Source organism: Isoptericola jiangsuensis (assembly GCF_002563715.1).
Lineage (GTDB): Bacteria > Actinomycetota > Actinomycetes > Actinomycetales > Cellulomonadaceae > Isoptericola > Isoptericola jiangsuensis.
The window spans coordinates 752,828-778,885 of the sequence record NZ_PDJJ01000001.1 but is presented as its reverse complement, the minus strand read 5'-3'; the positions used below and the strand labels follow the sequence as shown (position 1 = coordinate 778,885).

The window sequence follows — 26,058 nt, the reverse complement described above, 5'->3', positions numbered from 1 at the left end:
AAGTCCCGGGCTGCGGCGGGCAGCTCGGGACTCGTGGCTCGGGGCGCGTCAGGTCACGGCTGCTGCTGCAGCCGCCACCAGTCGGTACGCCTCGTCATGCGAGCCAGGGTAGACCGCCCGGTCGAACGGGCGCCAGACGTCCGACCCGGTGCCCGCACCCGGACACGGCACCCGGGTGGGAGAATCGACGCCGTGTCGTCCCAGCCCGTGACCCCGCCCGCCCCGCCGTCGGACCCGTTCGTCCACGTCGTCTACTACGAGCCCCGCATCCCCGGGAACACGGGGTCGGCGATCCGGCTCGCCGCGGTGACGGGTGCCCGGCTGCACCTGGTGGAGCCGCTGGGGTTCGACCTGTCGGAGGCGAAGCTGAAGCGGGCGGGCCTGGACTACCACGACCTCGCCGTGATGGACGTGCACCCGGACTTCGACGCCGCGCTGGACGCCGTGGGCGCTGCCGCCCCCGGGGCGCCCGGTGCGCGGGTCCTCGCGTTCACCGCGCACGCCGACGTGACGTACACCGACGTCGACTACCGCCCCGGCGACGTGCTGCTGTTCGGGCCGGAGCCGACGGGCCTGCCCGACGACGTCCTCCACCACCCGCGCGTCACGGACCGCGTGAGGATCCCCATGCTGCCGGGGCGCCGTTCGCTCAACCTCACCAACGCGGCGTCGATCGTGGTCTACGAGGCGTGGCGTCAGGCCGGGTTCCCCGGCGCGGCCTCCTGATCGACCTCGGCGAGGCGCCGACGGCGGACCTGCCGGTGGCCGAGCGTGCCGGTGGCGATGCCGCCGACCGCGAGCGGCAGGAGCAGCCAGTCGACGACGGTCACGCCGGACTGGTCGAGGAGCGCGCCGTCGGTGACCACGACGGCGAGGGCGAAGAGCAGCACGACGGTGGACAGCAGGGCGGCGGCCAGGGTGACGGTCAGCTGGAACCAGCGCGGGCCGATGCCGCGGGGGAACCGCGCCTCGGCCTCGGCGCGGGACTCCTCCCACACGACGCGCCACCAGCGGGCGCCCGCGACCTGGTCGGCGGCCGGGGCCGTGGCGGCGCGGTCGAGCACGTCGAGGGCCGACGCGGGGACGCCGAGGAGCTCGACGAGGCGGGCGAGCGGGTCGCCGGAACGGCTGCGGGAGCGCAGCAGCGCCCGCAGGGCGGGCAGGTCGACGTCGCCGTCGACGTGATGGGCAAGGACGGCCGCGATCTCGTCCCGCGACTCCCAGCCCTCGTCGACGGGGCGGCGCCAGCCGTCGTCCCAGCCGACCTGCGCGACGGTGTGGTCGCGCTGGACGAGGTCGAACCCGGCGGCGCCGCCGTCACCGCGCCACAGCTGCAGGACGAGGGAGCGGCGGCTCCCCGCGGCGGCCGCGGCGAGGGTCACGACCTGTTGCGCCTCGGGCTCGTCGACGTGCAGGACGCTCCACCGGTTCCCGACGTCGGTCACGGCGACGCCGTCGGTGCCGGCCGCGAGCCGTCCGACGATGCGGGCGTCGGCGTGCCGGCCCCGGTAGAGCGTGACGGCGCGCCGACGCACGGGGTCGAGGACGGGGAGGGCGAAGGTCTGCTCGAGCACGGTGGTGAGGTCGTGGGCCCACCGCAGGCCGGTGAGGTCGGGGTGGTCGGCGGTGGGGTCGCCCAGGACGGTCCGCGCCGCGGCGACGAGGTCGGCGGTGGTGGGCAGCGGCTCCCCGGGCGGAGGCGTGGCCTCCCCGGCGGGCCAGACGAGGTCGCGCTCGTCGCCGTCGTGGCGGACGTGCAGGACGACGTGCCCGGCGTCGGGCTCGTCCCACACGGCGACCAGGTCGACGCCGGACAGGGCGCGGACGGGCGCGTGGCCGCTGGACCAGACGGCGGTCAGGCCGGCGGCCGAGGTGGGGCCCACGTCCGCGTCCACGGGCCCGAGGGCGGCCACGACGGCGTCCTGCGGGGCACGGGCGACGATGAGCACGCCCGACACAGTAGGGCCTGCGTCACACTCCGCACCATGCCCCGTCGACCGAAGTTGTTCAGGGGTGGTTCAGGGGTCTGCCGACCGGCCCCGGGCCGCCCACGTGGTCCCGTGACGGCACGCCGCCGACCAGCCAGGATGTGCCCATGCGCTCCAGCCTCTTCCACCACACCGAGCCCGAGGGCGAGCCCGGCTCGTTCATGCTCGCGAACAAGCACATGCTCAAGGTCGACCTCACCGGCTCCGGCGGGTTCTTCTACGCGAAGCAGGGCTCGATGGTCGCCTACCAGGGCGCCGTCGACTTCGCCTACGAGGGGTCGGGCGGCGTCTCGAAGTTCCTCAAGAAGGCGTTCACCGGCGAGGGCATGTCCCTGATGAAGGTGTCGGGCCGCGGGGACGTGTTCCTCGCGCAGGACGCCGACGAGGTGTTCATCCTCCACCTGGAGAACGAGTCCGTGACGGTCAGCGGGGACAACATCCTCGCGTTCGAGAGCACGCTCGCCTGGGACATCCGCCGCGTCGAGGGCGCGTCCGTGCTGACCGGCGGCCTGTTCAACACCACGTTCACCGGCACCGGCGCGCTCGCCGTCACCGCGTACGGCACACCGATCGTGCTCGACGTGGACGAGCCGACGTACGTCGACATGCAGTCCGCCGTCCTGTGGTCGACGTCGCTGCACAGCACGGTGCGTCGCACCGCCACCATGGGTTCGATGATCGGCCGCGGCTCCGGCGAGGCGTTCCAGCTCGGGCTCCACGGGCCCGGCTTCGTCGTCGTGCAGGCCTCCGAGGGCCACCCGTTGCCGAACCACAACGGCTGACCGGCCGCGGCCGCCGGGTCGGCGGCCCTGCGGTCGACGACACGGCGGCCGCGTCTCCTCACTGCGCTGACTCACGGGAGACCGCGCTGAGTCACGGGGAACTGCGCTGACTCGCGGGGAACTGCGCTGACTCGCGGGGAACTGCGCTGACTCGCGGGAGGCTGCGCTGACTCGCGGGAGGTCGGTCAGGCGTCCCGCGGGCGGACGGTGGCCCGCGGCACGCCGGGCGACCCGGTGACGATGGCGGTCTCGGGCAGCACGAAGCAGCGGCGGCACAGCGCCTCGTAGGTGAAGGTGCCGTCGTCGGGCAGCGGCTCGGACGCGCCGAGCGGTTCGAGGAACGGCAGGCCGCCGGCGAGAACCTGCGTGAACGCGGCGTGCAGGTCCTGGCAGCGGTCGCAGACGGCGCGGCGGTAGCGCACCTCGCTGGGGCCGAGCTCCAGCAGCGCACGGATCGTGGCGAACAGCTCGCCGCGGTGGTCGAGGTCGATGCCGCACGCGAGCACGCGGGTGCCGCGCAGCACCAGCTCCTCGACGACCCGCACGTCGGCGGGGGTGAACATGTGCACCTCGTCGATGGCGACGACGTCCTCGTCGGTGTGCAGCAGCGGTTCGAGGGTGTCGAGCTTGATGGTCGGCACGGACGCTCCCGTGCGGGACACGATGCGGGCGTCGCGCACGTGCCGGGCGGACTGCACGACGGCGCAGGTGAGCCGCGAGTACGCCAGGGGCGCGACCTGCGCGATGAGGTCCAACGACTTGCCGGACTTCATCGGGCCGAGCACCAGCGACAGCTCCACCGGGCGTCTCCTCCGTTCCCGGCGGGCCGGGCGCCCGCCGCACAGCACCCTAAGCCCGCCCGGTCACCCCGGCGGCACGGTGCCGCCGCGCGGTCGGTCACACCGCGCGGTCGGTCACACCGCGCGGTCGGTCACACCGCGCCCTCGGTCACACCGCGCGGTCGAGGCCCGCGCGGGCCAGGACCGCCCGGGCGTGGGCGAGCAGCGGCGCGTCGATCATGCGGCCGTCGTGGCGCAGCACACCCGACGACGTGCGCTCGGCCGCGGCGAGGAGGGCGCGCGCCTGCTCGACCTCCACCTCCGACGGGGCGAACGCCGCCCGTACCACCGGCACCTGGGCGGGGTGGACGCACAGCGTGCCCGCGAACCCGCAGGCGGCGGCGTCCTCCGCCTCCTCGCGCAGCCCGTCCGCGTCGTCCAGGGCCAGGTGCACGGCGTCGAGCACCGGCTTGCCCGCGGCCCGGCCCGCGAGCAGCACCGCGGACCGGGCGTGCCGCGCCACGTCCCGGTACCGGCCGTCCGCGCCGCGGCTGGACGTCCCGCCGAGGGACGCGAACAGGTCCTCCGCGCCCCACGCCAGCGCGACCACGTCGGGCCGGGCCGCGAGCGCCGGGGCGGCGAGCACGCCGGTGGCGGTCTCGCACAGCGCGACCACGGCGTAGGGGACGCCGTCGTGGCGCAGCAGGGGGCCGACGAACCGGCCGTCCGCCTTGGGCAGCATGACGCACGTGTAGTCGGTGTCGGCGAGGGCGTCGAGGTCGGCGCCGTGGTGGGGGCTGCCGGCGGGGTTGACGCGGACGACGGTGCGGGCGGGGTCGAGCGGGTTGGCGCGCAGGGAGCGGCGGGCGCCGTCCTTGTCGTCGGCGCCGACGCCGTCCTCCAGGTCGAGGACGACGACGTCGGCGCTCGCGGCGGCGCGCGCGTACCGGTCGGGGCGGTCGGCGGGGCAGAACAGGACGGCGGGGCCGCCGGTGAACGCGGGGACGGTCACGGTTCCTGCTCCCTGCTGCGGGCCTCGTAACCGGCGCGCGTCCACACGAGGACGGAGCGGCGGGCGACGGCGACGACGACGCCGTCCTGGTTGGTCCCGACGTGCTCGAGGGTGACGACGCCGGTGCCGGGCCGGGACGCCGACGGGCGCAGGGCCTCGACGGTGGTGGCGCCGTAGAGGGTGTCGCCGTGGAACACGGGGGCGGGGAACCGGACGTCGGTGAACCCGAGGTTGGCGACGATGGTGTCGCGGGTCAGGTGCGCGACGGACAGCCCGACGAGGGTGGCGAGGGTCAGCATGGAGTTGACCAGGGGGCGCCCGAACGGCTGGGTGGCCGCCCACGCGTGGTCGAGGTGCAGGGCCTGCGGGTTCATCGTCACCGCGGTGAACAGGGTGTCGTCCGCCTCGGTGATCGTCCGGCCGGGCCGGTGCACGTAGCGGACGCCCTCGCGCAGCTCGTCGTACCAGAGGCCGCGCTGCACGACCTCCTCGACGGGTCCGGTGCCGGCGTCGTCGCTGCCGCCCACGGTGCTCACCCCCCGACCTTCGCGCCGAGCAGGTCGCGGGCCAGGATCATGAGCTGCACCTCGGTGGTGCCCTCCCCGACCTCCAGCACCTTGGCGTCGCGGTAGTGGCGGGCCACGGGGTTCTCGTTGAGGAACCCGTAGCCGCCGAAGATCTGGGAGGCGTCGCGGGCGTTCGCCATGGCCGCCTCCCCGGCGGTGAGCTTCGCGACCGACGCCTCGGCCTTGAACGGCTGCCCGTGCGTCTGCTTGAGCGCGGCGTCGAGCCAGCAGAGGCGCGCCGCGTGCACCCGCGCCTGCATGCGGGCGATCATGAACGCGACGTGCTGGTTCTGCCCGATGGCGTGGCCGAACACCTCGCGCTCGCGGGCGTAGCGCACCGCCTCCTCGAGGCAGCCCTGGGCGGCGCCGGTGGCGAGCGCCGCGAACGCGATGCGGCCCTCGTCGAGCGCCCGCAGGAAGTTCGCGTAGCCGCGGCCGCGCTCGCCGAGCAGGTTCGCGGCGGGGACGCGGACGCCCTCCAGGGTGAGGGGGTGGGTGTCGGAGGTGTGCCAGCCGACCTTGTCGTACGGCTCCCCGACGGTGAGCCCGGGGGTGCCGGCGGGCACGAGGATGGAGGACAGCTCGGGCGTGCCGTCGGACCGGCGGTCGGTGACGGCGGTGATGGTGACGACCGACGTGATGGGGGTGCCGGAGTTGGTGATGAACTGCTTCGAGCCGTCGATCACCCACTCGCCGCCGCCAGGACCGGTGCCGCCCTCCAGCCGGGCGGTGGTGCGGGTCGCGCCCGCGTCGGACCCGGCGCCGGCCTCGGTGAGGCCGAACGCGGCGAGCGCCCGCCCGGCCACCAGGTCCGGCAGCCACCGCTCCTTCTGCTCGGGCGTGCCGTGGCGGAAGATCGGCATGATCCCGAGCCCCACCCCGGCCTCCAGGGTGACGGCGATCGACTGGTCGACGCGGGCCAGGGCCTCCACGGCCAGGCACAGGGACACGTAGTCCTGCCCCTGCCCGCCGACCTCGTGCGGGAACGGCAGCCCGAACAGCCCGAGGTCGCCCATCTGCGCGATGATCTCCAGCGGCAGCCGCCGTTCCGTGTCGTACCGGTACGCGGCGGGCGCCACGACCTCGTCGGCGAACTCGCGGACGGTCGCGCTGAGCTTGCGCTGGTCGTCGGTGAGGACGGTGGCTGAGGTGTCGGCGATCATGACGCTCCTTCGGGTTCGACGACGGCGACCACCTGGTCGAGGCGGACCTGGTCGCCCGGGCGGACGACGAGCCGCAGGGTCCCTGCGGTCGGCGCGAGGAGCGGGTGCTCCATCTTCATGGCCTCCACGACCACGACGGGGGTGCCCGTCGTGACCGGGTGGCCGTCGGGGTGCGGGGTCGCGGCGACCCGCCCCTGCATCTGGGCGCGGACCTCCACGGGTCCCGCGTGCGTAGCGCCCGCGGCCGTCGTGGCGCGGGCGGCACGGCGACGGGCGGCGAGGGCGGTCCGGTCGAGCACGGTCCAGGGCGTGGCCCGGCCGTCGACGGCCACCCAGGCGACGTCGGCGTCGCGCACCGCCGTCACGGGCACGGCCACGGGCCGGTCGACGGCGAGGGCCAGCGACCACCGTGCCCCCGTCAGGGACCGCGCGGTGACGCGCACCGGCTCGGTGCCGTCGGGCGCGACGACGTGACCGTCGCCGTCGGCGGTGACCCGCACCTCGACGGCGTCCCCGCCGGGCGGGCGCAGCCCCACGACCTGCGCGGCGGGCGGGCCGTTGAGTCGCCAGCCGTCCCCGGCCCAGGGGTCGAGGGAGGGCCCGGCGGACACGCCGGCGGTGTCGAGCGCCCCGGTGGCCAGCAGTGCCGCCGCGACGAGGTGGGCCGTCCCGTCGGCGGGCGAGGCCGAGCGGGCGGCGACGAACCGGTCCACGAGACCGGTGTCGAGCCGCCCGGCCCGCACGTCGTCGTCGGCGAGCAGGTCCCGCAGGAACCCGGTGTTGGTCTCCACGCCGAGCACGGCGACGCGGGACAGCAGGCCGTCGAGGCGGGCGAGGGCCTGCGCGCGGTCGGTGCCGTGCGCGACGGCCTTGGCGAGCATCGGGTCGTAGTCACCGGTGACGACGTCGCCGGTGGACACCCCGGCGTCCAGGCGGACGGGTCCGGCCTGCGGCCCGGCGGCGGCGCCGGCGGCGTCGAGCAGCAGCACGCGGCCGGCGGACGGCAGGAACCCGCGGTCCGGCGCCTCGGCGTACACGCGGGCCTCGACGGCGTGCCCGGTCACGCGGACGTCCTCCTGGGCGAACCACAGGGGTTCCCCGGCCGCGACGCGCAGCTGCGCCTCGACGAGGTCGACGCCCGTGACCATCTCGGTGACGGGGTGCTCGACCTGAAGGCGGGTGTTCATCTCGATGAACGCGAAGTCGGCCGGGTCGGCGGCGGGGACGAGGAACTCGACGGTGCCCACGCCGACGTACCCGACGGACCGCGCGACCTCGCGCGCCGCGGCGCCGAGCCGGGCGCGGGTGGCGTCGTCCAGCGCCGGGGACGGCGCCTCCTCGACGATCTTCTGGTGGCGGCGCTGGAGGGTGCACTCGCGCTCCCCCAGGTGCACGACGGCGCCGTGGGCGTCGGCGAGCACCTGGACCTCGACGTGCCGGGGCGTGTCCACGAGGCGTTCCAGCAGGAGGCCGTCGTCGCCGAACGCGGACGCGGCGACGCGCCGGGCCGAGGCCAGCGCGGCGGGCAGGTCGGCGGCCGCGCGGACGACCTCCATGCCCTTGCCGCCGCCCCCCGCGACGGGCTTGACGAGCAGCGGGAACCCGACGTCGGCGCCGGCGGCGAGCAGGGCGTCGTCGTCGAGCCCGGCGTCGAGGGTGCCGGGCAGCACGGGCACGTCGTGCTTCGCGACGAGCCGTTTCGCGGCGACCTTGTCGGCCATGGTCTCGACGGCCTCGACGGGCGGCCCGACGAGCACGAGCCCGGCGGCCGCGCAGGCCCGGGCGAGGGCCGGGTTCTCGGACAGGAACCCGTAGCCGGGGTGCACGGCCTGCGCGCCCGTGGCGAGCGCGGCGGCAACGATCGCGTCGGGGTCGAGGTAGGCGCGGGCGGGCCCGAGCGGGACGGTGACGTCGGCCTCGCGGACGTGCCTCGCCCCGGCGTCGGGGTCGGTGGCCACGGCGACCGACCGGATGCCGAGGCGGCGCAGCGTGGCGATCACGCGGCACGCGATCTCCCCGCGGTTGGCGACGAGGACTGTCGTGAACATCGCCCTCACATCCTGAACAGGCCGAAGCCCGGGTCGGGGAGCGGGGTGCGCGCGCACACCGCCAGGGCGAGGCCGAGGACGCGGCGCGTGTCGACCGGGTCGACGATGCCGTCGTCCCACAGCCGCGACGTCGCGTGGTACGGGTCGCCCGCGGCCTCGTAGGCGTCGTGGATGGACGTGCGGAACGTCGACGCGGCGTCCGGGTCCCACTCCTCGCCGCGGCCGGCGAGCTGGTCGCGCTTGACCGTCGCCAGCACCGAGGCGGCCTGCTCGCCACCCATGACGGAGATGCGGCTGCCCGGCCAGGAGAACAGGAAGCGCGGCCCGTAGGCACGCCCGCACATCGCGTAGTTCCCCGCGCCGAACGACCCGCCGACGATCACCGTCAGCTTCGGCACGCGCGTCGTCGCGACCGCGGTGACCATCTTCGCGCCGTCCTTGGCGATGCCGCCCGCCTCCGCGTCGGTGCCGACCATGAACCCGGAGATGTTCTGCAGGAACAGCAGCGGGATCCCCCGCTGGTCGCACAGCTCCACGAAGTGCGCCCCCTTGAGGGCCGACTCCCGCAGCAGCACGCCGTGGTTCGCCAGCACCCCCACCCGGTGGCCGTGCAGGCGCGCGAACCCGCACACCAGCGTCGTGCCGTACTCCGCCTTGAACTCGGCGAGCTCGCTGCCGTCGACGAGCCGCGCGATCACCTCGCGCGGGTCGTACGGCTGCGTCACGTCCACCGGGACGGCGTCGTAGAGCCCGGCCGCGTCCAGCAGCGGCGGGCGCGACGGCGTCACCTCCCACACGGGCGGCGGGTCGGGAGGCAGGGTCGCGACGATGCCGCGCAGCAGGTCCAGGGCGTGCTCGTCGTCGTCGGCCAGGTGGTCCACGACGCCGGAGCGGCGGGCGTGCAGCACCCCGCCGCCCAGCTCCTCGGCCGTGACCTCCTCGCCGATGGCGGCCTTCACCAGCGGCGGGCCGCCGAGGAAGATCGTCCCCTGGTCGCGCACGATCACCGTCTCGTCGCTCATCGCGGGGACGTACGCGCCACCTGCCGTGCACGAGCCCAGCACGGCCGACAGCTGCGGGACCCCCGCCGCGGACAGCCGCGCCTGGTGGTAGAAGATCCGCCCGAAGTGGTCGCGGTCGGGGAACACCTCGTCCTGGCGGGGAAGGAACGCCCCGCCCGAGTCCACGAGGTAGACGCACGGCAGCCGGTTCTCCAGCGCGACCTCCTGCGCCCGCAGGTGCTTCTTCACCGTGAGGGGGTGGTAGGTGCCGCCCTTCACGGTCGGGTCGTTCGCGACGACCATGACCAGCCGCCCCGACACCCGCCCGATCCCGGCCACGACGCCCGCGCCCGGCCAGGCGCCGTCGTCCTGGTCGCCCGCGGCGAGCGCCCCGATCTCCAGGAACGGGCTGCCCGGGTCGAGCAGCCGCTCCACCCGGTCGCGGGGCAGCAGCTTGCCGCGGCCCACGTGCCGTTCCCGGGAGGCGTCCGGGCCGCCGCGGGCGGCGGCGGCCGTGCGCTCCCGCAGCCGGTCGGCGAGCGCCCGCTGGCCGTCCCCGTTGGTGCGGGTGGCGGCGGCGTCCGGGTCGACGGCCGACGTCAGGACGCTCATCGCGTCACCGCCGCGGGACTCGCCACGTCGAACCGGGGCGACGGCGGGGCGGGCGGCGGGTCGTCGGTGCCGCCGAGCAGCAGCGCGAGACCCGGGTCGCCGAGCAGCGCCCCGAGGTCCCGCAGGAACAGGGCGCCCTGCTCGCCGTCGACCACGCGGTGGTCGAACGTCAGGGAGAGCGTCATGACACGGCGCAGCGCGACGTCGCCGTCGTGCTCCCAGGGGCGGCGCACCGTCTGCCCGATGCCGAGGATCGCAGTCTCGCCGGGGTTGAGCAGCGGGGTGCCCGCGTCCACGCCGAACACGCCGACGTTGGTGAGGGTGAGGTGGCCGGGGCGCAGGCTCTGCGGGGTGCTGCGGCCCGCGCGGGCCGTGGCCGTGAGGTCCGCGAGGGCGCGGCCCAGGCCGACCAGCGACAGGGTGTCGGCCTCGACGACGTGCGGCACCACCAGACCGCGGTCCGTGGCGACGGCGATCCCGAGGTCGACGTGCCCGGTGCGCACCAGCTCCGGGCCGTCGTCGGACTCGACCCACCGGGTCAGCAGCGCCGGGTGCTGCGGGGCGAGCCCGCACACGGCGCGCGCCACCAGGGTGAGCACGGTCAGGCGCGTCCCCGCGGCGCGCGGGTGCGCACGCAGCCGGTCCAGCAGGTCGAGGACGTCGGTGACGTCGCACGTCAGGTGGACCGTGGCCTGCGGGATCGTGGCGCTCGCGACCATCGCCGCGGCCGTGTGGCGCCGGACGCCGCGCACCGGCTCCCGCATCTCGCCCGCCCCGGCACGACCCGCCCCCTCGGACGCGCGCCCGGCGGCCGGCGCCCGGTGGCGCCCGAACGGGTCGGGCGGCATCTCGACGGGCCGGCGCGGACGGCGCGTCGCACGGCCCGCCCGGGCCGGGCGCGCGCCGTACCCCACGAGGTTCGGCTGCGCCCCGTCCGACGACGACGTCCCGTTCGCGGAGGACGACGAGGAGCCGTTCGGCGCGGCTCCGTCGGACGCCGCGCCCGCGGACGAACGACCCGTGGCGGCACGCTCCGCCGAGGCCGCCGACGGTGCGGCCAGGTCGGACGACCGGCCGGACGGCGTGGCGGCGGACGCGGGGTCGGCACCCGTCGCGCCTGCGGCGGGCTGCTCGACGGGGGCCACGCCGTCGTCGTCCGTGCCGTCGTCGTCCCCGGTCGTGAACGTGACCAGCGGCTCGCCCACCTGGACGACGTCGCCCTCCTCGGCGTGCAGCGCCGTGATGCGGCCCGCGACCGGCGACGGCAGCTCCACCATCGCCTTGGCGGTCTCCACCTCCGCGATCACCTGGTTGAGCGTGACGACGTCCCCCACGGCGACCCGCCACTCCACGACCTCGGACTCGGTGAGTCCCTCTCCGAGGTCCGGCAGCCGGAACACCTCCTGCGCGCTCACGCGGCCACCTCCTGCCCGTCGTGCACCGCGACCGCGCGGTGCGTGACGCCGTCGTCCTCGGCGTCGGCCGCGGTCCCGTCGCTCGTCGCCCCCGAGGGCGCCGCGCCCGCCGGGGACCCCTGCCCCTGGTGCGTCGCCGCGGACACCGCGACGGCACGCGGGTCGAGCGGTGCCCGGCCCAGCACCTGGTCCACGCCGTGGCACACCCGGTCCAGGTCGGGCAGCTGGTGGCGTTCCAGCTTCGCGGGCGGGTACGGCACGTCGTGCCCGGTGACGCGCAGCGGCGGGGCCGCGAGGTCCGCGAAGCACGTCTCGGTGACGGTCGCGCAGATCTCGGCCCCGACGCCGCCCTGGCGGGCGCCCTCGTGCACGACGACCAGCCGGCCCGTGCGGCGCACCGACGCGGTGACGGCCTCGACGTCCCACGGGGACAGCGACCGCAGGTCCACGACCTCGACGGACACGCCGTCGTCGGCCAGCGCCTCGGCGGCGTCCAGCGCGGTGGCGACGTGCGACCCCCACGTCACCACGGACACGTCGTCGCCCGGCCGCACGACGCGCGCCGCCGACATCGGCGCCGCCGTGGCGAGGTCCTCCAGCTCCACCTCGCCCTTGACGTGGTAGAGCCGCTTCGGCTCGAAGAAGATCACCGGGTCGTCGCACGCGATCGCCTGCCGCAGCATCGTGCAGGCGTCCTGCGGGTTCGACACCGACACCACGCGCAGGCCCGCCGTGTGCACGAAGTACGCCTCGGGCGACTCCGAGTGGTGCTCGGCCGCGCCGATCCCGCCCGCGACGGGGATGCGGACCGTCAGCGGCATCCGCACCCGCCCGCCGGTGCGGGCGTGCATCTTGGCGACCTGGTTGACGATCTGGTCGAACGCGGGCTGCACGAACCCGTCGAACTGGATCTCCACCACCGGGCGCAGGCCCCGCCACGCCATCCCGACGGCCGTGCCCAGGATCCCCGACTCCGCCAGCGGGGTGTCGATCACCCGGTACGGCCCGAACTCGCGCTGGAGGCGGTCCGTCACCCGGAACACCCCGCCGAGGCGGCCGATGTCCTCGCCCAGCAGCACCACCTTCTCGTCGTCGGCCAGCGCCCGGCGCAGCCCCGTGTTCAGCGCACCCGCGAACGTCGTCCCGCTCACCGTCGTCCCTCCCTCTGCTCCGCACCGTCAGCACCGTCGGCGAACCCGTCCAGGTAGCGCGCGTACGCGTCGCGCTCGGCGGCCACCGTCGCGTGCGGCTCCGCGTACACGTGCTCGAACACCGCCTCCCACGACGGGTCCGGCGTCCCCGAGATCCCGGAGCGCAGCGCCGCCGCGACCGCGTCGCACGTGTCCTGCGCGGCCTGCTCCGCGGCGTCGTCCAGCACGCCCAGCCCGCGCAGGTGCGCGGCGAACCGGTCCACCGGGTCCAGGGCCCGCCACGCGTCGACGTCCGCGGACGTGCGGTACCGGGTCGGGTCGTCGGCCGTGGTGTGCGGCCCCATGCGGTAGGTCACCGCCTCGATCAGCGTCGGGCCCCCGCCCGTGCGGGCCCGGTGCAGCGCCTGCCGCGTCGCGGCCAGCACCGCGAGGACGTCGTTGCCGTCCACGCGCACGCCCGGCATCCCGTACCCGCGCGCCCGCTCCACCAGCGGCACCTTCGACTGCAGCGCCACCGGCTCCGAGATCGCCCACTGGTTGTTCTGGCAGAAGAACACCACCGGTGCCGACCACGTCGCCGCGAACGTCATCGCCTCGTGCACGTCACCCTGGCTGGTCGCACCGTCACCGAAGTACGACACCACCGCCGACGTCCGCTCCACGCCGTCGGACGGCGGGCCGCCCCACGCGGGCGAGCCGCCGGGCCCCGTCGCCCGCTCCACCAGCAGCCCGACGGCGTACCCCGTCGCGTGGAGCGTCTGCGCGCCGATGATGACCTGCATCGGCGCCATCCGCGCCGCGTACGGGTCCCAGCCGGACCCCACGACGCCCCGCCACACCCGCAGCAGGTCCGCCGGCGCGATGCCGCGCACCAGCGCCACCGCGTGCTCCCGGTAGGACGAGAACACGAAGTCGTCGCCGCGCAGCGCGTGCGCCGACCCCACCTGCGCCGCCTCCTGCCCCAGCAGCGGCGGCCACAGGCCGATCTGCCCCTGCCGCTGCAGGGCCGTCGACTCGGCGTCGACCCGCCGGGCCACCGCCATGTCCGTGTAGAGCTGGCGCAGCAGGGCGTCGTCGACGTCCTCCAGCCAGGGGTCGAGCTCCGGGTGCGCGTGCCGGGAACCGTCCGGCGCGATCACCTGCGCCGTGCCGCCCGACGGCGTCGCCGTCGAGGTCCGGTCCCGGGCGCCGCCGTGGGCGCTGTCCACCGAGGCGTCGTGCCGGCCCGCTCGTGACAGGTCCTGCAACGTCCTCGGATCCGTGGTGCTGGGCATGGGTGGCCTCACCTCGCATCAAGGTCGACGCTCCTCGTCGAGCGCCGATGCCGCGAACGTAACGCCGGTCACACACCCCGCACCACCGACCCCCGACACGCCGTGCACCCTGCTCACCACGCGTCCCGTCGACAGTGCGGACTGCGCAACGCGAACGACCTCGTGAAGATGGCTAGGGTGGAGCCGTGCACAGCATCGACGCCGTGGACCTGGCCCTGCTGCGGGCGCTCGCCGGCGACCCACGCGCGACCACCGTCGCGCTCGCGCAACGGCTGCGCATCTCCCGCAACACCGTCGCCGCGCGCCTCGCCCGCCTCGAGGACGCCGGGGCGTTCCTCCCCTTCGACCGCCGCATCGACCCCGCCGTGCTCGGGCACCCCCTGCTCGCGTTCGTCGAAGTGACCGTGCGCCAGCGCGACCTCGCCCGCATCGTCGAGCAGCTCGCCCTGATACCCGAGGTCGTCCAGGCGTACGGTCACAGCGGCGCCGCCGACCTGCGCGTGCACGTCGTCTGCCGGGACACCGACCACCTGTTCCGCATCGACGCCGCGATCCTGCACGTCGACGGCGTGGAGCGCACCGAGACGTCGCTGGCCATGGGCGAGCTCATCCCCTACCGGCTCCAGCCGCTGGTGGAGAAGATCCGCCGCGACCTCTGACCCGTCAGTCGGTCGTGCACTGGCGGTGGCCGGTCACCCTGCTGTCACGAGCGTCCAGTTCGTGCTAACGCTAGTCCAGAAGACCTGCTGATGTTAGTTTAGGCAGGTGGCAGACTATGCGCGCCGACTCATCGACGACCGGCTCGACGCCCGACAGCCTCGGCTCGCCGCCATCGCGCTCCAGGGCCCGAAGGGTGTCGGGAAGACCGCGACGGCAACGCGGCGCGCCCGCACGGTGCTGCCGCTCCAGTTCGCCGACGTCCGTGAACGGTTCGCCGCCGACCCGACGGTGCTCAGCACCGCCGATGCCCCCGTCCTCGTCGACGAGTGGCAACGATGGCCCGAGTCCTGGGACCGGGTCCGCACCGCGGTCGACGACGGGCTCGCTCCCGGCCAGGTCATCCTGGCGGGCAGCTCCGCACCACGCGGCGCGACGGTCCATTCCGGTGCCGGACGGATCGTCCCTTTCCGCATGCGTCCGCTGAGCCTCGCCGAACGTGGGGTCGAGACGCCGACCACCAGCCTGGCGGCCCTGCTCGACGGGGAGGCCCCGGACGTCGGCGGCGCGACCGATGTCGGCCTGGCCGACTATGTGCGGGAGATCGTCGCCTCAGGACTTCCCGGCATCCGTGGCAGAGAACCCGAGGACCGGCTCGACCTCCTCGACGCCTACGTGGACAACATCGTCCAGCGCGAGTTCCCCGAGCAGGGCTACCCGGTTCGCAAACCGCAGACGCTCCGGGCCTGGCTCACCGCCTATGCCGCCGCGACGTCGACCACCACGAGCTACCACCGGATCCTCGACGCGTCGTCTCCGGGCCAGGCGAACAAGCCTGCGGTCACGACGACGATCACCTACCGCGACGCTCTCGAAGGCCTCTGGCTGCTCGACCCGCTGCCCGCCTGGAGCCCCAGCCGCAACGTGTTCGACCGGCTCGTCTCGGCACCGAAGCACCAGCTCGCCGATCCCGCGCTCGCCGCACGACTGTGCGGCGCCACCGAGCGTTCGTTGCTCCTCGGTCGGCGGCACGCCGGTCTGCTCGGTCCGTTCTTCGAGCACCTGGTCGCGCTCAGCGTCCTCGTCTACGCGGAGGCCTCGCGGGCACGCGTCCACCACCTGCGCACACGGAACGGAGACCACGAGGTCGACCTCGTGGTCGAGGGCCCCGACGGACGCGTCGTCGCGCTGGAGGTCAAGCTCGCCGCCTCCGTGTCCGACGGCGACGTCAAGCATCTGCGCTGGCTCCAGGACAGGCTGGGTGACGACCTGGCGGACGCCGCCGTGATCACCACAGGGTCGCACGCCTATCGTCGTCCGGACGGGATCGCCGTCATCCCTGCGGCGCTGCTCGGGCCCTAGGGCGTGTCTCCCCACTCGCGCGCCAGCATGAGGCATCGTTCGCATCGTTCGCATCGTTCGCATCGTGAGCGCGAGGGACGACTTCGACCGGAAGACCGAAGGACTGGTCGGCCTTCGCGTCGACGACGTCGCTTGCTGGGACATCCACCACTTCAGCGACGAGCCGCGGGAGTGGGACTTTGGCGACCGGCATCACGCCGTCATGGGCGTGGAGGTGGGACGAACGGGGCCCGCTGCACGATCGAGGTCGTCTGACTCCTTCCGGCGCGTCGTTCCTCAGCCGTCACAGCCCTGATCCGTGAGAAGGCCCGGCACGGAGCCAGTCAGGCGGACGACCAGGTCGGCCGCGTCCCGGGTCGCACGGACGACGGCCGCGTTGACCTCGTCGGACCCGTGCGCCCACCGCTCGGCATCGTCGCGGGCCTTGCCGAACGCGTGGTGCCGGTCCACGAGCCGGGCGAGGCGGCGGTCGTCGGGCACGTCGACATACCAGACCTCCGCCATGCGGGCGCGGGCCGCGGGCCAGGCGCCGACGTCGGCCAGGAGGTAGTTCCCCTCCGTCACGACCAGCGGCACGTCGGCGGGCACCTCGACGCCGGCGGCGACGGGCTCCTCGATGTCGCGGCGGAACACCGGCGCGTACACGGGCGGGTCGCCGGGCCGGGCGTCCGCGAGGCGGCCGATCAGCGCGGCGTACCCGACGTCGTCGAACGTGTCGATCGCGCCCTTGCGGTCCGCGCTGCCGTGCGCAGTGAGCACGGCCTGCGACAGGTGGAAACCGTCCATGCCCACCCCGACGGCGAGGTCAGGTCCCAGCGCGGCGACGATCGCGTCCGCGAGCGTCGACTTGCCCGCACCCGGCGGGCCGGTGATCCCCAGGACCGTCCGGCGGCCGGGCACGGCGAGCGCCCGGGCCCGGTCCACCAGCTCGGCGGTCGTGGTCACGGCGACACCTCGGCCAACCAGGAGCGGGGCCCCACATGGGTGACGCGGGCGCTCGCCACCCGCACGGCGGCGGTGACGGCGGCCCGGAGGGCGTCGCCCGGGACGCCGCCCGGCCCGGTGCCGGCGAGCGCCGCGGCGAGCGCGCCGTGGAACGCGTCGCCCGCGCCGAGGGTGTCGCGCACGGCGACCCGGGGGACGTCCACGGTGCCGTCCGTGCCGTCCGCGGCCGTCCAGGTGACGGGGTCGCCGCCGTGGGTGACGACGACGGCCCGCGCGCCGAGGGCCTGCACGGCGGCCGCGGTGGGGTCCGGGTGTCCCGGCCCGGTCGCCCCGCCGCCGCCGACCGAGGTGCCCGTCGGTGCGACTCCGCCGAGCGCCTCGGCGGGCACGGTGAAGTCGGCGCTGGGCGCGGCGACGTCGGCGTGCGGCAGGAGGTCGGCGAACAGCGGACGCCAGCGGCCGGCGTCGAGGACGACGCGGGGTCGGGGCGTCACCGCGGCGAGGTGCGCCACGACCGCCCGCGCGACGGCCGGGTGGTGGCCGTCGAGCAGGACGACGTCGGGCGTGGGCAGGTCGTCGAGGAACGTCGGCGCGGGCGCCGCGGCGAGCGCCGCGTCCGCGGACACGACGGACCGCTCCCCCGTGGCGTCGTCGACGAGCACCGCGGACACGGCCAGCGGGAACCTTGTGCCGGGCTCGACGACGTCGTGTACCTCGACGCCGCAGGCCTCCAGGTCGGCACGGGCGGCGCGGGCCACCGGGCTGTCCCCCAGCGCGGTGACGAGCACGGCGCGGACGCCGAGCGCCGCCGCGGTCACGGCGGCGTTGGCCGCCGGGCCGCCCGCGGCGACGTCCTGCCGGGACGCGGTGACCTTCTGGTCCGCCCCCGGCCGCCCGGCGGCGCGGTGGACGACGTCGAGCGTCGTCAGCCCGACGAACCAGCAGGTCGCCATCAGCGGCCGGTGCCGTCGACCGCGTACGGCTCGATGGCGGCGATCTCGTCCTCGCTCAGCGGGCCGGCGGCGAGCGCCGCGACGTTGTCCTCCAGCTGACCGACGGACGACGCCCCGACGAGCGCGGACGTGACGCGCGGGTCGCGCAGCACCCAGGCGAGCGCGAGCTGGGCGAGCGTCTGGCCGCGCTGCTCGGCGATCTCGTTCAGCGCCCGGGCGCGCGTCAGGTAGTCCTCGCTGAGCGCGTCGCCGGACAGGAACGGGGAGTCGCTGCGTGCGGCCCGCGACCCGGCGGGCGCGGACCCGCCGAGGTACCGCCCGGTGAGCAGACCCTGCTGCAGCGGGGAGAACACGATGGTCCCGACGCCGAGGTCCTCCACGGCGTCCAGCAGGGACTCGGACTGGTGGCCGTCGTAGCGGTCCTCGTGGTGCGGGTTCTCGACGTGCCGGTTGAACATCGAGTAGCTCGGCTGGTGGATCAGCAGCGGCACGCCGAGGTCGTCGAGGATGCGCGCCGCCTCGCGGGTGCGCGCCGGGGAGTAGTTGGAGACCCCCACGTACAGGGCCTTGCCCTGCCGCACGGCCTGCGCCAGCGCGCCCATCGTCTCGGTCAGCGGCGTCGCCGGGTCCGGCCGGTGGTGGTAGAAGACGTCCACGTAGTCGAGGCCCATCCGGGTCAGGGACTGGTCGAGGCTGGACAGCAGGTACTTGCGCGAGCCGTGGTCCCCGTACGGGCCGGGCCACATGTCGTAGCCCGCCTTGGTGGAGATGACCAGCTCGTCACGGTAGGGGCGCAGGTCCGCGGCGAGGTGGCGGCCGAAGTTCGCCTCCGCCGAGCCGTACGGCGGGCCGTAGTTGTTCGCCAGGTCGAAGTGCGTGATCCCCAGGTCGAACGCGCGGCGCAGGATCGCCCGCTGGTTCGCCACCGGGTCGGTGTCCCCGAAGTTGTGCCACAGTCCCAGCGACAGGGCGGGCAGGTCGAGACCGGACCGGCCGGTGCGGCGGTACGTCATCGTGTCGTAGCGGGCGTCGTCGGCCAGGTATCGCGGGGCGAGAGGCATGCTGCCATCCTGGCACGGGCCGCACCGCCGCGGCCCGCAGATCCCGACGGCCGGCCGCCCGGTCGTTCCGCACCGGGTCGGTCGGCATAATGGCCGCACCGGCACGGATCGACCGATCCGGCCACCACGGGGACCCACGGGAGCAGCAGGTGCACGACGACGACGGGGGCGTGCGCCGCACCCCGCCCCGCTCGGTCGAGTGGTCCCTCGCCCTGGGGGTCGCCGCGGTGGTGTGCGCCGTCGTCCCCGTGGTCGGCGACTGGGTGTCGACCCCGCTCGCCCTCCTCGCGGTGACCCTCGGGTCCGTCGGCTGCCACGTCGCCGACCGCGACCTGCGGCCCGGTGTGAAGCGCGGCATCGCGGGCGCCCTGCTCGGCCTCACCGCACTGGCCGTCGTCGCGTTCGGCGTCATCGCGGGCCTCGCCCACCCCTCCGGCTGAGCCCACCGGAGGCGGGGCGTCACACGGCGGGCGTCACCGGGAAGTTCGCGCGGAACACGTTGTCCGGGTCCCACTCGGCCTTGACCGCGCGCAGCCGTTCCAGCGTGGCGGGCGGGAACGCGTCGGTGAGGCGCTCGGGTCGGGTGTCGGTCTCGAACGACAGGTAGAGGCCGTCGGCGTACGGACCCACCTCGGCGTCCCAGAGGGCGTCGAGGTCGTCCTGCGAGCCCGACATCGCGGACAGCAGGAAGTTCTGGTGGCGGTGCGCGTAGGCGGTGGCGTCGACGGGGACGTCGTGCGCGGCCCCGCCGGTGGCACGCACCTGGAGGAACGTCGCGCGGCCGGAGGCGGCGACGCGCTCGAAGGCGCGGGCGACGGGTTCGTCGAGGTGCTCGACGAGGGCGGAGCGCACGGCGGGGTCGCCGCCGCCCGCGTGGTTCTTCTCGGCGGCCTGGACGACGCCGGAGTACGGCAGCAGGTAGGCCTGGTGGCCGAGCAGCGGGCCGGCGTCGGCGAGCCGTTCGAGCTGGGCGACGGCGGCGTCGGTGTCGTCGCCCGCCCAGACCGTCATGAGCTGGGCGACGGGCCCCTGTCCGCGGCGTGCGGGCGACAGGACGAGGAAGCTCGTCAGCTCGCGCGGCGCGGACTCGACGGCGGCGCCCCAGCGCTGCAGGAGCCCGGCGGTGTCGGTCGCGTCGAGCGCCATCTGGGAGTACACGACCTGGGTGGCCGCCATGGCCTCGACCTCGACCCAGGTGACGACGCCGAGGTTGCCGCCGGCGCCGCGCAGGCCCCACAGGAGGTCGGGGTGCTGGTCGGCGGAGGTGTGCACGACGTTCCCGTCGGACGTGACGACCTCGGCGGCCACCACGTGGTCGATGGTGAGCCCGTACGCGCGCCCCAGCAGCCCGATGCCGCCGGCGGTGGCGAGCCCGCCGACGCCGACGCCGCCGTAGTCGCCGGAGCTGACGGCCCAGCCGCGCGGGGCGAGGGCCTCGGCGACCTGCTGCCAGGTGGCGCCCGCGCCGAGGCGGACGCGCCGGGTGGCCTCGTCGACGACCTCGATGGTGTCCAGCGCGCCGAGGTCGACGACGATCCCGCCGTCGTTGGTGGAGCGCCCGGAGATGCCGTGGCCGCCGGAGCGGATGCCGAGGGGGACGTCCTGGGTGCGGGCCCAGCGGACGGCGTCGGCGACCTCGGCGGTGGTGCGGGGCCGCAGGACGAGGCCGGGCGCGCCGGAGCGGAGGTAGTTGTGGCGCACGCCCGCGTAAGCACGGTCGCCGGGCTCGACGGCGCGGTCGGCCAGCGAGGCGGGGACGGTAGCGTAGTCGATGCCGTCGCGGCGCAGCGCGAGGGCGGCACGGCCGCGCGCGGTGCCGGCGGGGGCGGTGCCGGCGGCGGCGCGCTCGGCGGCGACGAGCTCGCGCACGGCGGGCGCGATCTCCTCGCCGAGCACGGCGGTGAGGGCGGGGTCGTCGGTGGACACCACGAACGTGCCGATGCCGTCGGTGAGGGCGAGGGCGGCGAGCTCGTCGACCCACTGCTCGACGGGGCCCTGGAGGAACCCGTCGCTGGTGGCGCTGACGGCGCCCTGGAGGTTGAGCAGGCGGCGGACCTGCGCGGGGTGACGGCCCGCCTGCTCGGCCGCCTCGTCGATGATCGCATTGCCGCGGGCGAGGTCCCCGTCCTTCAGGTACCCCATCGACGGCAGCCAGCCGTCGGCCTGGGTGCCGACGAGCCGCAGCATGCGCGGCTTGTACGCGCCGACCCAGATCGGCACGTCGTGGGCGGGGGCGGGTCCGCGCTTGGCCCCGGTGACACGGTGGTGCTCCCCGTCGACGCGCAGGGCGCGCCGCTCGGTGGTGTCCCAGAGGCCGCGCAGGATCTCGATCGCCTCGGACAGCGCGGTGACCGACTCGGCGGGGGTGAGCCGCTCCGCCCCGAGCGACGTGATGGCGTCCCAGAACCCGCCGGCGCCGAGCCCGACGTCGATGCGGCCCCCGGTGAGCAGGTCGAGGCTGGCCACGGAGCGGGCCAGGACGGCGGGCTGGCGCAGCGGCACGTTGAGGACGTTGCCGGCGAGGTGCACGCGCTCGGTGGCGGCGGCGACGTAGGAGATGAGGGTCCAGGTGTCGAGGAACCCGGGGTTGTACGGGTGGTCCTGGAACGTCACGAGGTCCAGCCCGGCGCGTTCGGCCGCCTGGGCGAGCCGGACCGCGTGGTGCGGGTCGCGGTTGCCGGGGGTGACGAAGGTGCCGAAGGCCAGGTCGTGGCCGTAGTCCGTCATGGGTGCTCCAGATCGCCGATTGTCATCTGTTCAGCAGACGATGTTGGACACAACCTATCTGCTGACCCACGCATTCCCCTAGGATGAGGGCATGACGACGCCCCCCGCGACCGCGCCGGCCGGGCCGACCGGGGACACGCACCTCGGCGGGTCGCTCGGCTGGTCGCTCGCCGCGCTCCTGCGAGAGTGGTCGGCGTCCGTCACCGCGACCTGCGCGGAGCTCCCCCACGGGTCCCGCGGCTACCAGGTGCTCGCCGCCGCCGTCCACGACGCACCCCCGACCCAGGCGGCGCTCGCCGCCCGCCTCGGCATCGACCGCACGGTCATGACCTACCTCCTGGACGACCTCGTCGCCCAGGGCCTCGTCGAGCGCCGGCAGGACCCCGCCGACCGCCGGGTCCGCCGCGTCGTCGCGACCGACCGCGGCCGCACCGTCCTCGCCGACCTCGACGCCCGCGTCCACGCGGCCGAGGACGGCCTCCTGGCGTCGCTCGCCCCCGCCGAGCGCGACGACCTGCGTCGCCTCCTGCACCACGCGGCCACCGGCGCCGCCCCCGACGACGACCGCTGCGCCGTCGTCGGCCGCACCCTCACCTGACCCGACCGGGCGCCAGGTCCCCGCCGTCGGTCACCGCGCCCCGTCGCCCGAGGTGTGACTTTGATCGTAGGACGGCGCGCTCTTTCGATCACTAGTTGGCGGCTAGTAGCCCCGCCAACCGCTCGAGTGCTCGGACGACCGCCCCCTTGTTCGGCACGGGGGTTCAGCCTGACGCCTCAACGCCTTTGAGCGTTTCTACTCGGGCCAAGGGCCAGGTGCACCAGTACCCAGAACAAGCCTGCAGCACCGACGATGATCGGAAGCGGGGTCACAGGGCTAGCCCAGTCGACAGGTGCGGAGTCCCACAGTGGCATCGCCACGGCGATCCCAACCGGAACAGCAAGGAGCACGACGAACGGTTCGACGAGCATCGCGGACGCGACGCGCCAGCGAGTGGACCGCGTGGCTCCTAACGAGTCGACCAACGTGCAGAACGGTTGGCTCGATCGGATCAACCCGGCACCTAGAACGACGACCATGACGCCGACCAGGAGTGCTGCCCCGAGGGAGACGAACGCCATGAACTCTGTCAGTCCGCCATCGTCATACCCTGTCTCTACCACCACGCGCGTGGCTGGTGTCGAACCTGCAATGGAGGCGCCGATGCGGGTCAACTCGTCCTCGGCGAGCGCAGAGCCGTCCAGAACAATCTGCTTATTGCCGACGGGCGCGATGTCGAGATCTGCCGCGATCTTTGATTCCGGGTCGACGACGACACCGGGTAGAAAGTTCCCCAAGGATTGCATTCCTTGGGCCGGGACGATCCAGCTGCCGACTACCTGCCCGTCACTGGTGGTTCGCAGGAGTCCGACATTGCCGTCTACGATGAGATCTGGATCGGCCAGCACGCCCCCTCGAGGCGCGTCGCCGAGAGCGACATCGGTGGGGTTTACGGTGATGCGCTCGGGCACTGGGCAGCGCGCGTCATTGTTGATTCCACCTTGGCCTTTGGCGCATTCGACGAACTCTGGGCTAGAGGCGAAGAGTCGGTCGTTTGCTCCTGCCCGGGCGATCGGTAGACCCCACGGCTCACTCGGTTGCTGAGGTGTGGCGCTGCGCCACGCGGAGGTGACGAGGCGGGATGTCTCGTCGCCGACCTCATAGGCGACGATGGACATCGGCGGCTGGTCGGGAATGTAGGCCTTTTGTTCGGTGTGGAGCGCATTGTTGACCATGCCCGACAGGAGTGTCCCTGACAGGGTGATCACTCCGACGACAAGACCGATGATCCATCCCGATGCCGATGCCCGCTTGGCTCCCACGAGGAGGTTGCTCGGACCACGCCTAGCGACTGCGTCGCTGATGAGCAGGGACGCACCGGAGGCAGCCACCACGGTGGCGAGACCGACGATGACTGCCGCGTAGTACGGGTTGATCACATCGGTGACGCCTGCCACCCAGCTCACGAGACCCACTGATGCCGCAACTGCTGCAGATCTCAGACGCTGGCGTCGATTCGGGACTCTCCGCTGAGCTGCGAACCGTGTGTGATTGCGGATCGTGAGTTCAGTCGCAACAAGAATCGCCAACACCGTTGCGACAAGGAACAGCGAGGTACGCAGCAGACTGACCGCGCCGACCTGCCACGCCTGGTCGACCACTCGGCCTAGCGTTCGATAGAGAAGTAGGAGGCCGAGTTGACCGATAGTGGCGCCGGCGAGGACGCCTAGCACAGCTGTGGTGGCGCAGGCCCGCCGCACGACGCTCATCGCCTGACTCGCCGTCAGGCCGAGCGCGGTGAACGCGGTAATGTGCCGGGTCAACCGAGGACGCACCAGAATCAGCACAGCGACCCATGCTGCGGTCGCGACCAGCAAGCCAGCCGGACCGACAAACGTCAACGCCATGAAGCGTCCGGATTCTAGGACATCGACCTTCTCCTGGGCGAGACCGGTCGAGGATCGAACTTCGAAGTACTCGGAGCCCAACTGATCGAGCGACTCATTGAGTTCCGGATCGGAGAAATCTACATCGTTCAGCAACCATCGAGTCGAGCCTGTCGGGCCAGCCTCGACGGGAGCCGCGACGATCACGAATCGAGCGTCAGGTTCGGACGGGATCACGAAAACGCGACCCACTTCGGCCGTCGTCGACCAGCCGTCCGTGCTGACCTCGACCGTGTCCCCTATCGAGGCCTCATAGTCGCGCGCCACGGCCTCGGACACGGCCACCGCAGCCGTGCCGCGGGCTTCGCTACCACGAACGTCCAAGCCGTAGGTCTCAACGACTTCTGCTTCGGTGCTGGCCACGATTGTGACGCTGCCCAGCGAATCCTGAGTGGCGATCTCGCCGATGGTGGTCGTCAGCCGCGGGATCGGAGCCTTGGTCAGCGCTTCGATGCCGTCGGGGTGGCTGACCTGAAGCGTGTAGTCGTACCCGGCGTTCATCGCAGATGTGCTCTGCTCCTCCGCCCGTGCGCCCGATGCGCGCATCCCATCGAGCAGGACTACGACACCGACGCATAGCGCAATGCTCGCGGCGAGTAGCGCGAAGACGCTGAACTGGCGCGTCATCAACCGGCGCCCGATCTTACGTTGAGCGCCCTGCTCCGTCATCGGCCGCTTCCATGCATTGCAACGAGGTCGTTGACAAGGTGACCATCTTGGAGATCCAAGACGGTCTCTGCAACCGCAGAGACCAACGGATCGTGTGTCGCCAGCACAACTGCTGATCCATGCCGTCGGGCAGCCTCGAGGAAGGTGTCTACGACATGCCCCGCAGTAGTTCGGTCTAAGGCCGCCGTCGGCTCATCTGCCAAGATTAGGGCCGGTTCGCACGCTACCGTTCGAGCGATGGCGACCCTCTGCTGCTGGCCACCGGACATTTCGCCAGGGAGCCTGTCCGCAATATCTTCGACGCCCAGCAGGGAAAGCTCGGCGCGTGAGCGTTCTACCGCTTCGGTTGAGCGATGCCCCAATATTTCTAGTGCCATCGCGACATTTTCGAGCGCAGTAAGGAACTCCACAAGCCGGAAATCCTGATAGACAAATCCAACACCGGGATCACGTCGGGCCTCTGGCGGCGACGCGCCCCCAACTGTCACCTGCCCGGAGTCTGGCTCAAGATCTCCGGACAGCACTCCCAGCAAGGTCGACTTACCGCTGCCGCTTGGACCACGAACTGCGACAACCTCGCCCGTGCCAACTTCTAGGTCGAGTCCACGCAACGGAGTCGTGCGCGTCCCTCCGGACCCCACACTGACCGTCATCTTCGTGCAGACAACGAGCGGGGACCTGCCAGAAGCGACACGGTCCCCGCCCGGTGCTGTGCTCAGGTTGCTCAACGTCCGACCGCGTCAGACGTTCGCGATCTCGCACGCGGTGTCGACCGCGAAGCTCCTGTAGGGCGAGTAGTACCTCTTGCCAGAGTCGTCGGTGAACCACGACGTGTACGCGTTCGGGACGAACGCTGAGCGCACGAGCTCGCCGCGCGCCTTCTTGTTGGCGTCGAGGTTGGTGCTGTAGGCCACCACGCGGGCGCTCGAATCCGACGGGTGGTCCTGCTTGTACGCCGAGCAGTTCGAGACCGCCCAGGCGTCGTCTGACGCGACGACGAGCCCTCCGGCGGCCAAGGCGGCCGCGAAGGTCAGGCCGATGACCTTCCTGCTGGATCGCGCGATGTCCATGCCAGTACCCTTCGTTGGATCGGATCTTCCATCGTGCACCGCCGAAGTTACCAAGAGTCAGGAGGGATGCAATCCGGGCCGGCGCGTTGCGAATCCGTGTTCGGGCCACACAAAGGCACACCGATCGCCTGCCATGCGGTCGGACCAGCGTTTGCCCTGTATTGAATTGTGTTCATCTCCTTGTCGCCTCTGCCCTCCATTTCAGTCGAAGTTGCGCGACGCCGCGCCAACCAGCGGTAGACGGACGGTTAAGACGCCCGCACGCCGCCCGTATATAGGGGTAGTTGCCGGCAGTCGCACTTCCACTACGCCATCCACGGCGATCGTTATCGACTCGTT

At 73.6% G+C, this 26,058-nt stretch carries 23 protein-coding genes; 6 read left to right on the top strand and 17 right to left on the bottom strand.

Going from position 1 to position 26,058, the window contains the following annotated elements; genetic code table 11:
- Positions 1 to 207: 207 nt before the first annotated feature.
- Complete coding sequence (locus tag ATJ88_RS03525) at positions 208 to 726, top strand: tRNA (cytidine(34)-2'-O)-methyltransferase (RefSeq protein WP_425432698.1); 519 nt, start codon at positions 208 to 210, stop codon at positions 724 to 726.
- Here the strand turns inward: ATJ88_RS03525 and ATJ88_RS03520 are convergent.
- On the bottom strand, positions 696 to 1,949 hold the full coding sequence (locus ATJ88_RS03520) for a hypothetical protein (protein ID WP_141538605.1): 1,254 nt from the start codon (positions 1,947 to 1,949) through the stop codon (positions 696 to 698). The genes ATJ88_RS03525 and ATJ88_RS03520 overlap by 31 nt on opposite strands.
- Before the next feature lie 146 nt (positions 1,950 to 2,095).
- Here ATJ88_RS03520 and ATJ88_RS03515 point away from each other — a divergent pair, with 146 nt between their 5' ends.
- The gene (locus ATJ88_RS03515; RefSeq protein ID WP_098462637.1) at positions 2,096 to 2,770 is read left to right on the top strand and encodes an AIM24 family protein; all 675 of its coding nucleotides are present in this window, start codon (positions 2,096 to 2,098) and stop codon (positions 2,768 to 2,770) included.
- 185 nt (positions 2,771 to 2,955) lie between these two features.
- Here ATJ88_RS03515 and ATJ88_RS03510 read toward each other — a convergent pair whose 3' ends face one another.
- The 9 genes from ATJ88_RS03510 to pdhA all read right to left on the bottom strand — a co-directional run bounded on the left by ATJ88_RS03510 (position 2,956) and on the right by pdhA (position 13,791).
- Complete coding sequence (locus ATJ88_RS03510) at positions 2,956 to 3,570, bottom strand: thymidine kinase (RefSeq protein ID WP_245852098.1); 615 nt, start codon at positions 3,568 to 3,570, stop codon at positions 2,956 to 2,958.
- A gap of 148 nt (positions 3,571 to 3,718) precedes the next feature.
- The gene (locus tag ATJ88_RS03505) at positions 3,719 to 4,561 is read right to left on the bottom strand and encodes an HpcH/HpaI aldolase/citrate lyase family protein (RefSeq protein WP_098462636.1); all 843 of its coding nucleotides are present in this window, start codon (positions 4,559 to 4,561) and stop codon (positions 3,719 to 3,721) included.
- Positions 4,558 to 5,097, bottom strand: coding sequence for a MaoC family dehydratase (locus ATJ88_RS03500; RefSeq protein WP_245852097.1), 540 nt, complete (start codon positions 5,095 to 5,097; stop codon positions 4,558 to 4,560). The genes ATJ88_RS03505 and ATJ88_RS03500 overlap by 4 nt, the downstream gene beginning before the upstream one ends.
- Positions 5,094 to 6,290 (bottom strand): acyl-CoA dehydrogenase family protein, encoded by a 1,197-nt coding sequence (locus tag ATJ88_RS03495; protein ID WP_098462635.1) that lies wholly within the window; start codon positions 6,288 to 6,290, stop codon positions 5,094 to 5,096. Before ATJ88_RS03495 ends, ATJ88_RS03500 begins: the two co-directional genes overlap by 4 nt.
- Entirely contained in the window at positions 6,287 to 8,338 is a 2,052-nt protein-coding gene (locus ATJ88_RS03490) for an ATP-binding protein (protein ID WP_170023505.1), read from the bottom strand. Before ATJ88_RS03490 ends, ATJ88_RS03495 begins: the two co-directional genes overlap by 4 nt.
- Positions 8,339 to 8,343: 5 nt before the next feature.
- The gene (locus ATJ88_RS03485; protein ID WP_098462633.1) at positions 8,344 to 9,951 is read right to left on the bottom strand and encodes a carboxyl transferase domain-containing protein; all 1,608 of its coding nucleotides are present in this window, start codon (positions 9,949 to 9,951) and stop codon (positions 8,344 to 8,346) included.
- The gene (locus ATJ88_RS03480) at positions 9,948 to 11,366 is read right to left on the bottom strand and encodes a dihydrolipoamide acetyltransferase family protein (RefSeq protein ID WP_098462632.1); all 1,419 of its coding nucleotides are present in this window, start codon (positions 11,364 to 11,366) and stop codon (positions 9,948 to 9,950) included. The genes ATJ88_RS03485 and ATJ88_RS03480 overlap by 4 nt, the downstream gene beginning before the upstream one ends.
- Positions 11,363 to 12,517, bottom strand: coding sequence for an alpha-ketoacid dehydrogenase subunit beta (locus ATJ88_RS03475; RefSeq protein WP_098462631.1), 1,155 nt, complete (start codon positions 12,515 to 12,517; stop codon positions 11,363 to 11,365). The genes ATJ88_RS03480 and ATJ88_RS03475 overlap by 4 nt, the downstream gene beginning before the upstream one ends.
- Positions 12,514 to 13,791, bottom strand: coding sequence for a pyruvate dehydrogenase (acetyl-transferring) E1 component subunit alpha (gene pdhA, locus ATJ88_RS03470; protein ID WP_098462630.1), 1,278 nt, complete (start codon positions 13,789 to 13,791; stop codon positions 12,514 to 12,516). The genes ATJ88_RS03475 and pdhA overlap by 4 nt, the downstream gene beginning before the upstream one ends.
- A gap of 185 nt (positions 13,792 to 13,976) precedes the next feature.
- Between pdhA and ATJ88_RS03465 the strand changes: the two genes are divergently transcribed.
- On the top strand, positions 13,977 to 14,450 hold the full coding sequence (locus tag ATJ88_RS03465) for an Lrp/AsnC family transcriptional regulator (RefSeq protein ID WP_098462629.1): 474 nt from the start codon (positions 13,977 to 13,979) through the stop codon (positions 14,448 to 14,450).
- A 106-nt stretch (positions 14,451 to 14,556) separates the two neighbouring features.
- Positions 14,557 to 15,810, top strand: a complete 1,254-nt coding sequence (locus ATJ88_RS03460; protein WP_098462628.1) for an ATP-binding protein — start codon at positions 14,557 to 14,559, stop codon at positions 15,808 to 15,810.
- A 276-nt stretch (positions 15,811 to 16,086) separates the two neighbouring features.
- On the opposite strand, the gene ATJ88_RS03450 is transcribed toward ATJ88_RS03460, so the two are convergent.
- The 3 genes from ATJ88_RS03450 to ATJ88_RS03440 are packed head-to-tail and all read right to left on the bottom strand — an operon-like array spanning position 16,087 to position 18,769.
- Positions 16,087 to 16,755, bottom strand: coding sequence for a nucleoside/nucleotide kinase family protein (locus tag ATJ88_RS03450; RefSeq protein WP_211287453.1), 669 nt, complete (start codon positions 16,753 to 16,755; stop codon positions 16,087 to 16,089).
- Positions 16,752 to 17,708, bottom strand: a complete 957-nt coding sequence (locus ATJ88_RS03445) for a PfkB family carbohydrate kinase (RefSeq protein WP_098462625.1) — start codon at positions 17,706 to 17,708, stop codon at positions 16,752 to 16,754. Before ATJ88_RS03445 ends, ATJ88_RS03450 begins: the two co-directional genes overlap by 4 nt.
- Positions 17,708 to 18,769 (bottom strand): aldo/keto reductase, encoded by a 1,062-nt coding sequence (locus ATJ88_RS03440; protein WP_098462624.1) that lies wholly within the window; start codon positions 18,767 to 18,769, stop codon positions 17,708 to 17,710. Before ATJ88_RS03440 ends, ATJ88_RS03445 begins: the two co-directional genes overlap by 1 nt.
- Before the next feature lie 149 nt (positions 18,770 to 18,918).
- Here ATJ88_RS03440 and ATJ88_RS03435 point away from each other — a divergent pair, with 149 nt between their 5' ends.
- Positions 18,919 to 19,209: a hypothetical protein gene (locus ATJ88_RS03435; protein WP_141538604.1), complete on the top strand. Its 291-nt coding sequence runs from the start codon at positions 18,919 to 18,921 to the stop codon at positions 19,207 to 19,209.
- Between the two features lie 19 nt (positions 19,210 to 19,228).
- Here the strand turns inward: ATJ88_RS03435 and ATJ88_RS03430 are convergent, their stop codons facing one another.
- Positions 19,229 to 21,496, bottom strand: a complete 2,268-nt coding sequence (locus ATJ88_RS03430) for an LLM class flavin-dependent oxidoreductase (protein ID WP_098462622.1) — start codon at positions 21,494 to 21,496, stop codon at positions 19,229 to 19,231.
- A 91-nt stretch (positions 21,497 to 21,587) separates the two neighbouring features.
- Here ATJ88_RS03430 and ATJ88_RS03425 point away from each other — a divergent pair, with 91 nt between their 5' ends.
- Positions 21,588 to 22,094 carry a MarR family winged helix-turn-helix transcriptional regulator gene (locus ATJ88_RS03425; protein WP_098462621.1) on the top strand — a complete coding sequence of 169 codons (507 nt, stop codon included), beginning with the start codon at positions 21,588 to 21,590 and terminating at the stop codon, positions 22,092 to 22,094.
- A 176-nt stretch (positions 22,095 to 22,270) separates the two neighbouring features.
- On the opposite strand, the gene ATJ88_RS03420 is transcribed toward ATJ88_RS03425, so the two are convergent.
- From ATJ88_RS03420 to ATJ88_RS03410, 3 genes are all read right to left on the bottom strand, one after another.
- Positions 22,271 to 24,649 carry a hypothetical protein gene (locus ATJ88_RS03420; protein WP_098462620.1) on the bottom strand — a complete coding sequence of 793 codons (2,379 nt, stop codon included), beginning with the start codon at positions 24,647 to 24,649 and terminating at the stop codon, positions 22,271 to 22,273.
- A complete protein-coding gene (locus tag ATJ88_RS03415) occupies positions 24,646 to 25,302 on the bottom strand; it encodes an ABC transporter ATP-binding protein (RefSeq protein WP_098462619.1) in 657 nt (218 codons plus the stop codon). The genes ATJ88_RS03420 and ATJ88_RS03415 overlap by 4 nt, the downstream gene beginning before the upstream one ends.
- An 87-nt stretch (positions 25,303 to 25,389) precedes the next feature.
- Positions 25,390 to 25,719 (bottom strand): hypothetical protein, encoded by a 330-nt coding sequence (locus ATJ88_RS03410; protein ID WP_098462618.1) that lies wholly within the window; start codon positions 25,717 to 25,719, stop codon positions 25,390 to 25,392.
- Positions 25,720 to 26,058: the final 339 nt, after the last annotated feature.

Coding starts and splice junctions, on each gene's coding strand:
- ATJ88_RS03515 (WP_098462637.1), top strand. CDS start 2,096: ATGCGCTCCAGCCTCTTCCACCACACCGAGCCCGAGGGCGAGCCCGGC.
- ATJ88_RS03440 (WP_098462624.1), bottom strand. CDS start 18,769: ATGCCTCTCGCCCCGCGATACCTGGCCGACGACGCCCGCTACGACACG.
- ATJ88_RS03495 (WP_098462635.1), bottom strand. CDS start 6,290: ATGATCGCCGACACCTCAGCCACCGTCCTCACCGACGACCAGCGCAAG.
- ATJ88_RS03430 (WP_098462622.1), bottom strand. CDS start 21,496: ATGACGGACTACGGCCACGACCTGGCCTTCGGCACCTTCGTCACCCCC.
- pdhA (WP_098462630.1), bottom strand. CDS start 13,791: ATGCCCAGCACCACGGATCCGAGGACGTTGCAGGACCTGTCACGAGCG.
- ATJ88_RS03425 (WP_098462621.1), top strand. CDS start 21,588: ATGACGACGCCCCCCGCGACCGCGCCGGCCGGGCCGACCGGGGACACG.
- ATJ88_RS03410 (WP_098462618.1), bottom strand. CDS start 25,719: ATGGACATCGCGCGATCCAGCAGGAAGGTCATCGGCCTGACCTTCGCG.
- ATJ88_RS03415 (WP_098462619.1), bottom strand. CDS start 25,302: ATGACGGTCAGTGTGGGGTCCGGAGGGACGCGCACGACTCCGTTGCGT.
- ATJ88_RS03485 (WP_098462633.1), bottom strand. CDS start 9,951: ATGAGCGTCCTGACGTCGGCCGTCGACCCGGACGCCGCCGCCACCCGC.
- ATJ88_RS03445 (WP_098462625.1), bottom strand. CDS start 17,708: ATGGCGACCTGCTGGTTCGTCGGGCTGACGACGCTCGACGTCGTCCAC.
- ATJ88_RS03420 (WP_098462620.1), bottom strand. CDS start 24,649: ATGACGGAGCAGGGCGCTCAACGTAAGATCGGGCGCCGGTTGATGACG.
- ATJ88_RS03490 (WP_170023505.1), bottom strand. CDS start 8,338: ATGTTCACGACAGTCCTCGTCGCCAACCGCGGGGAGATCGCGTGCCGC.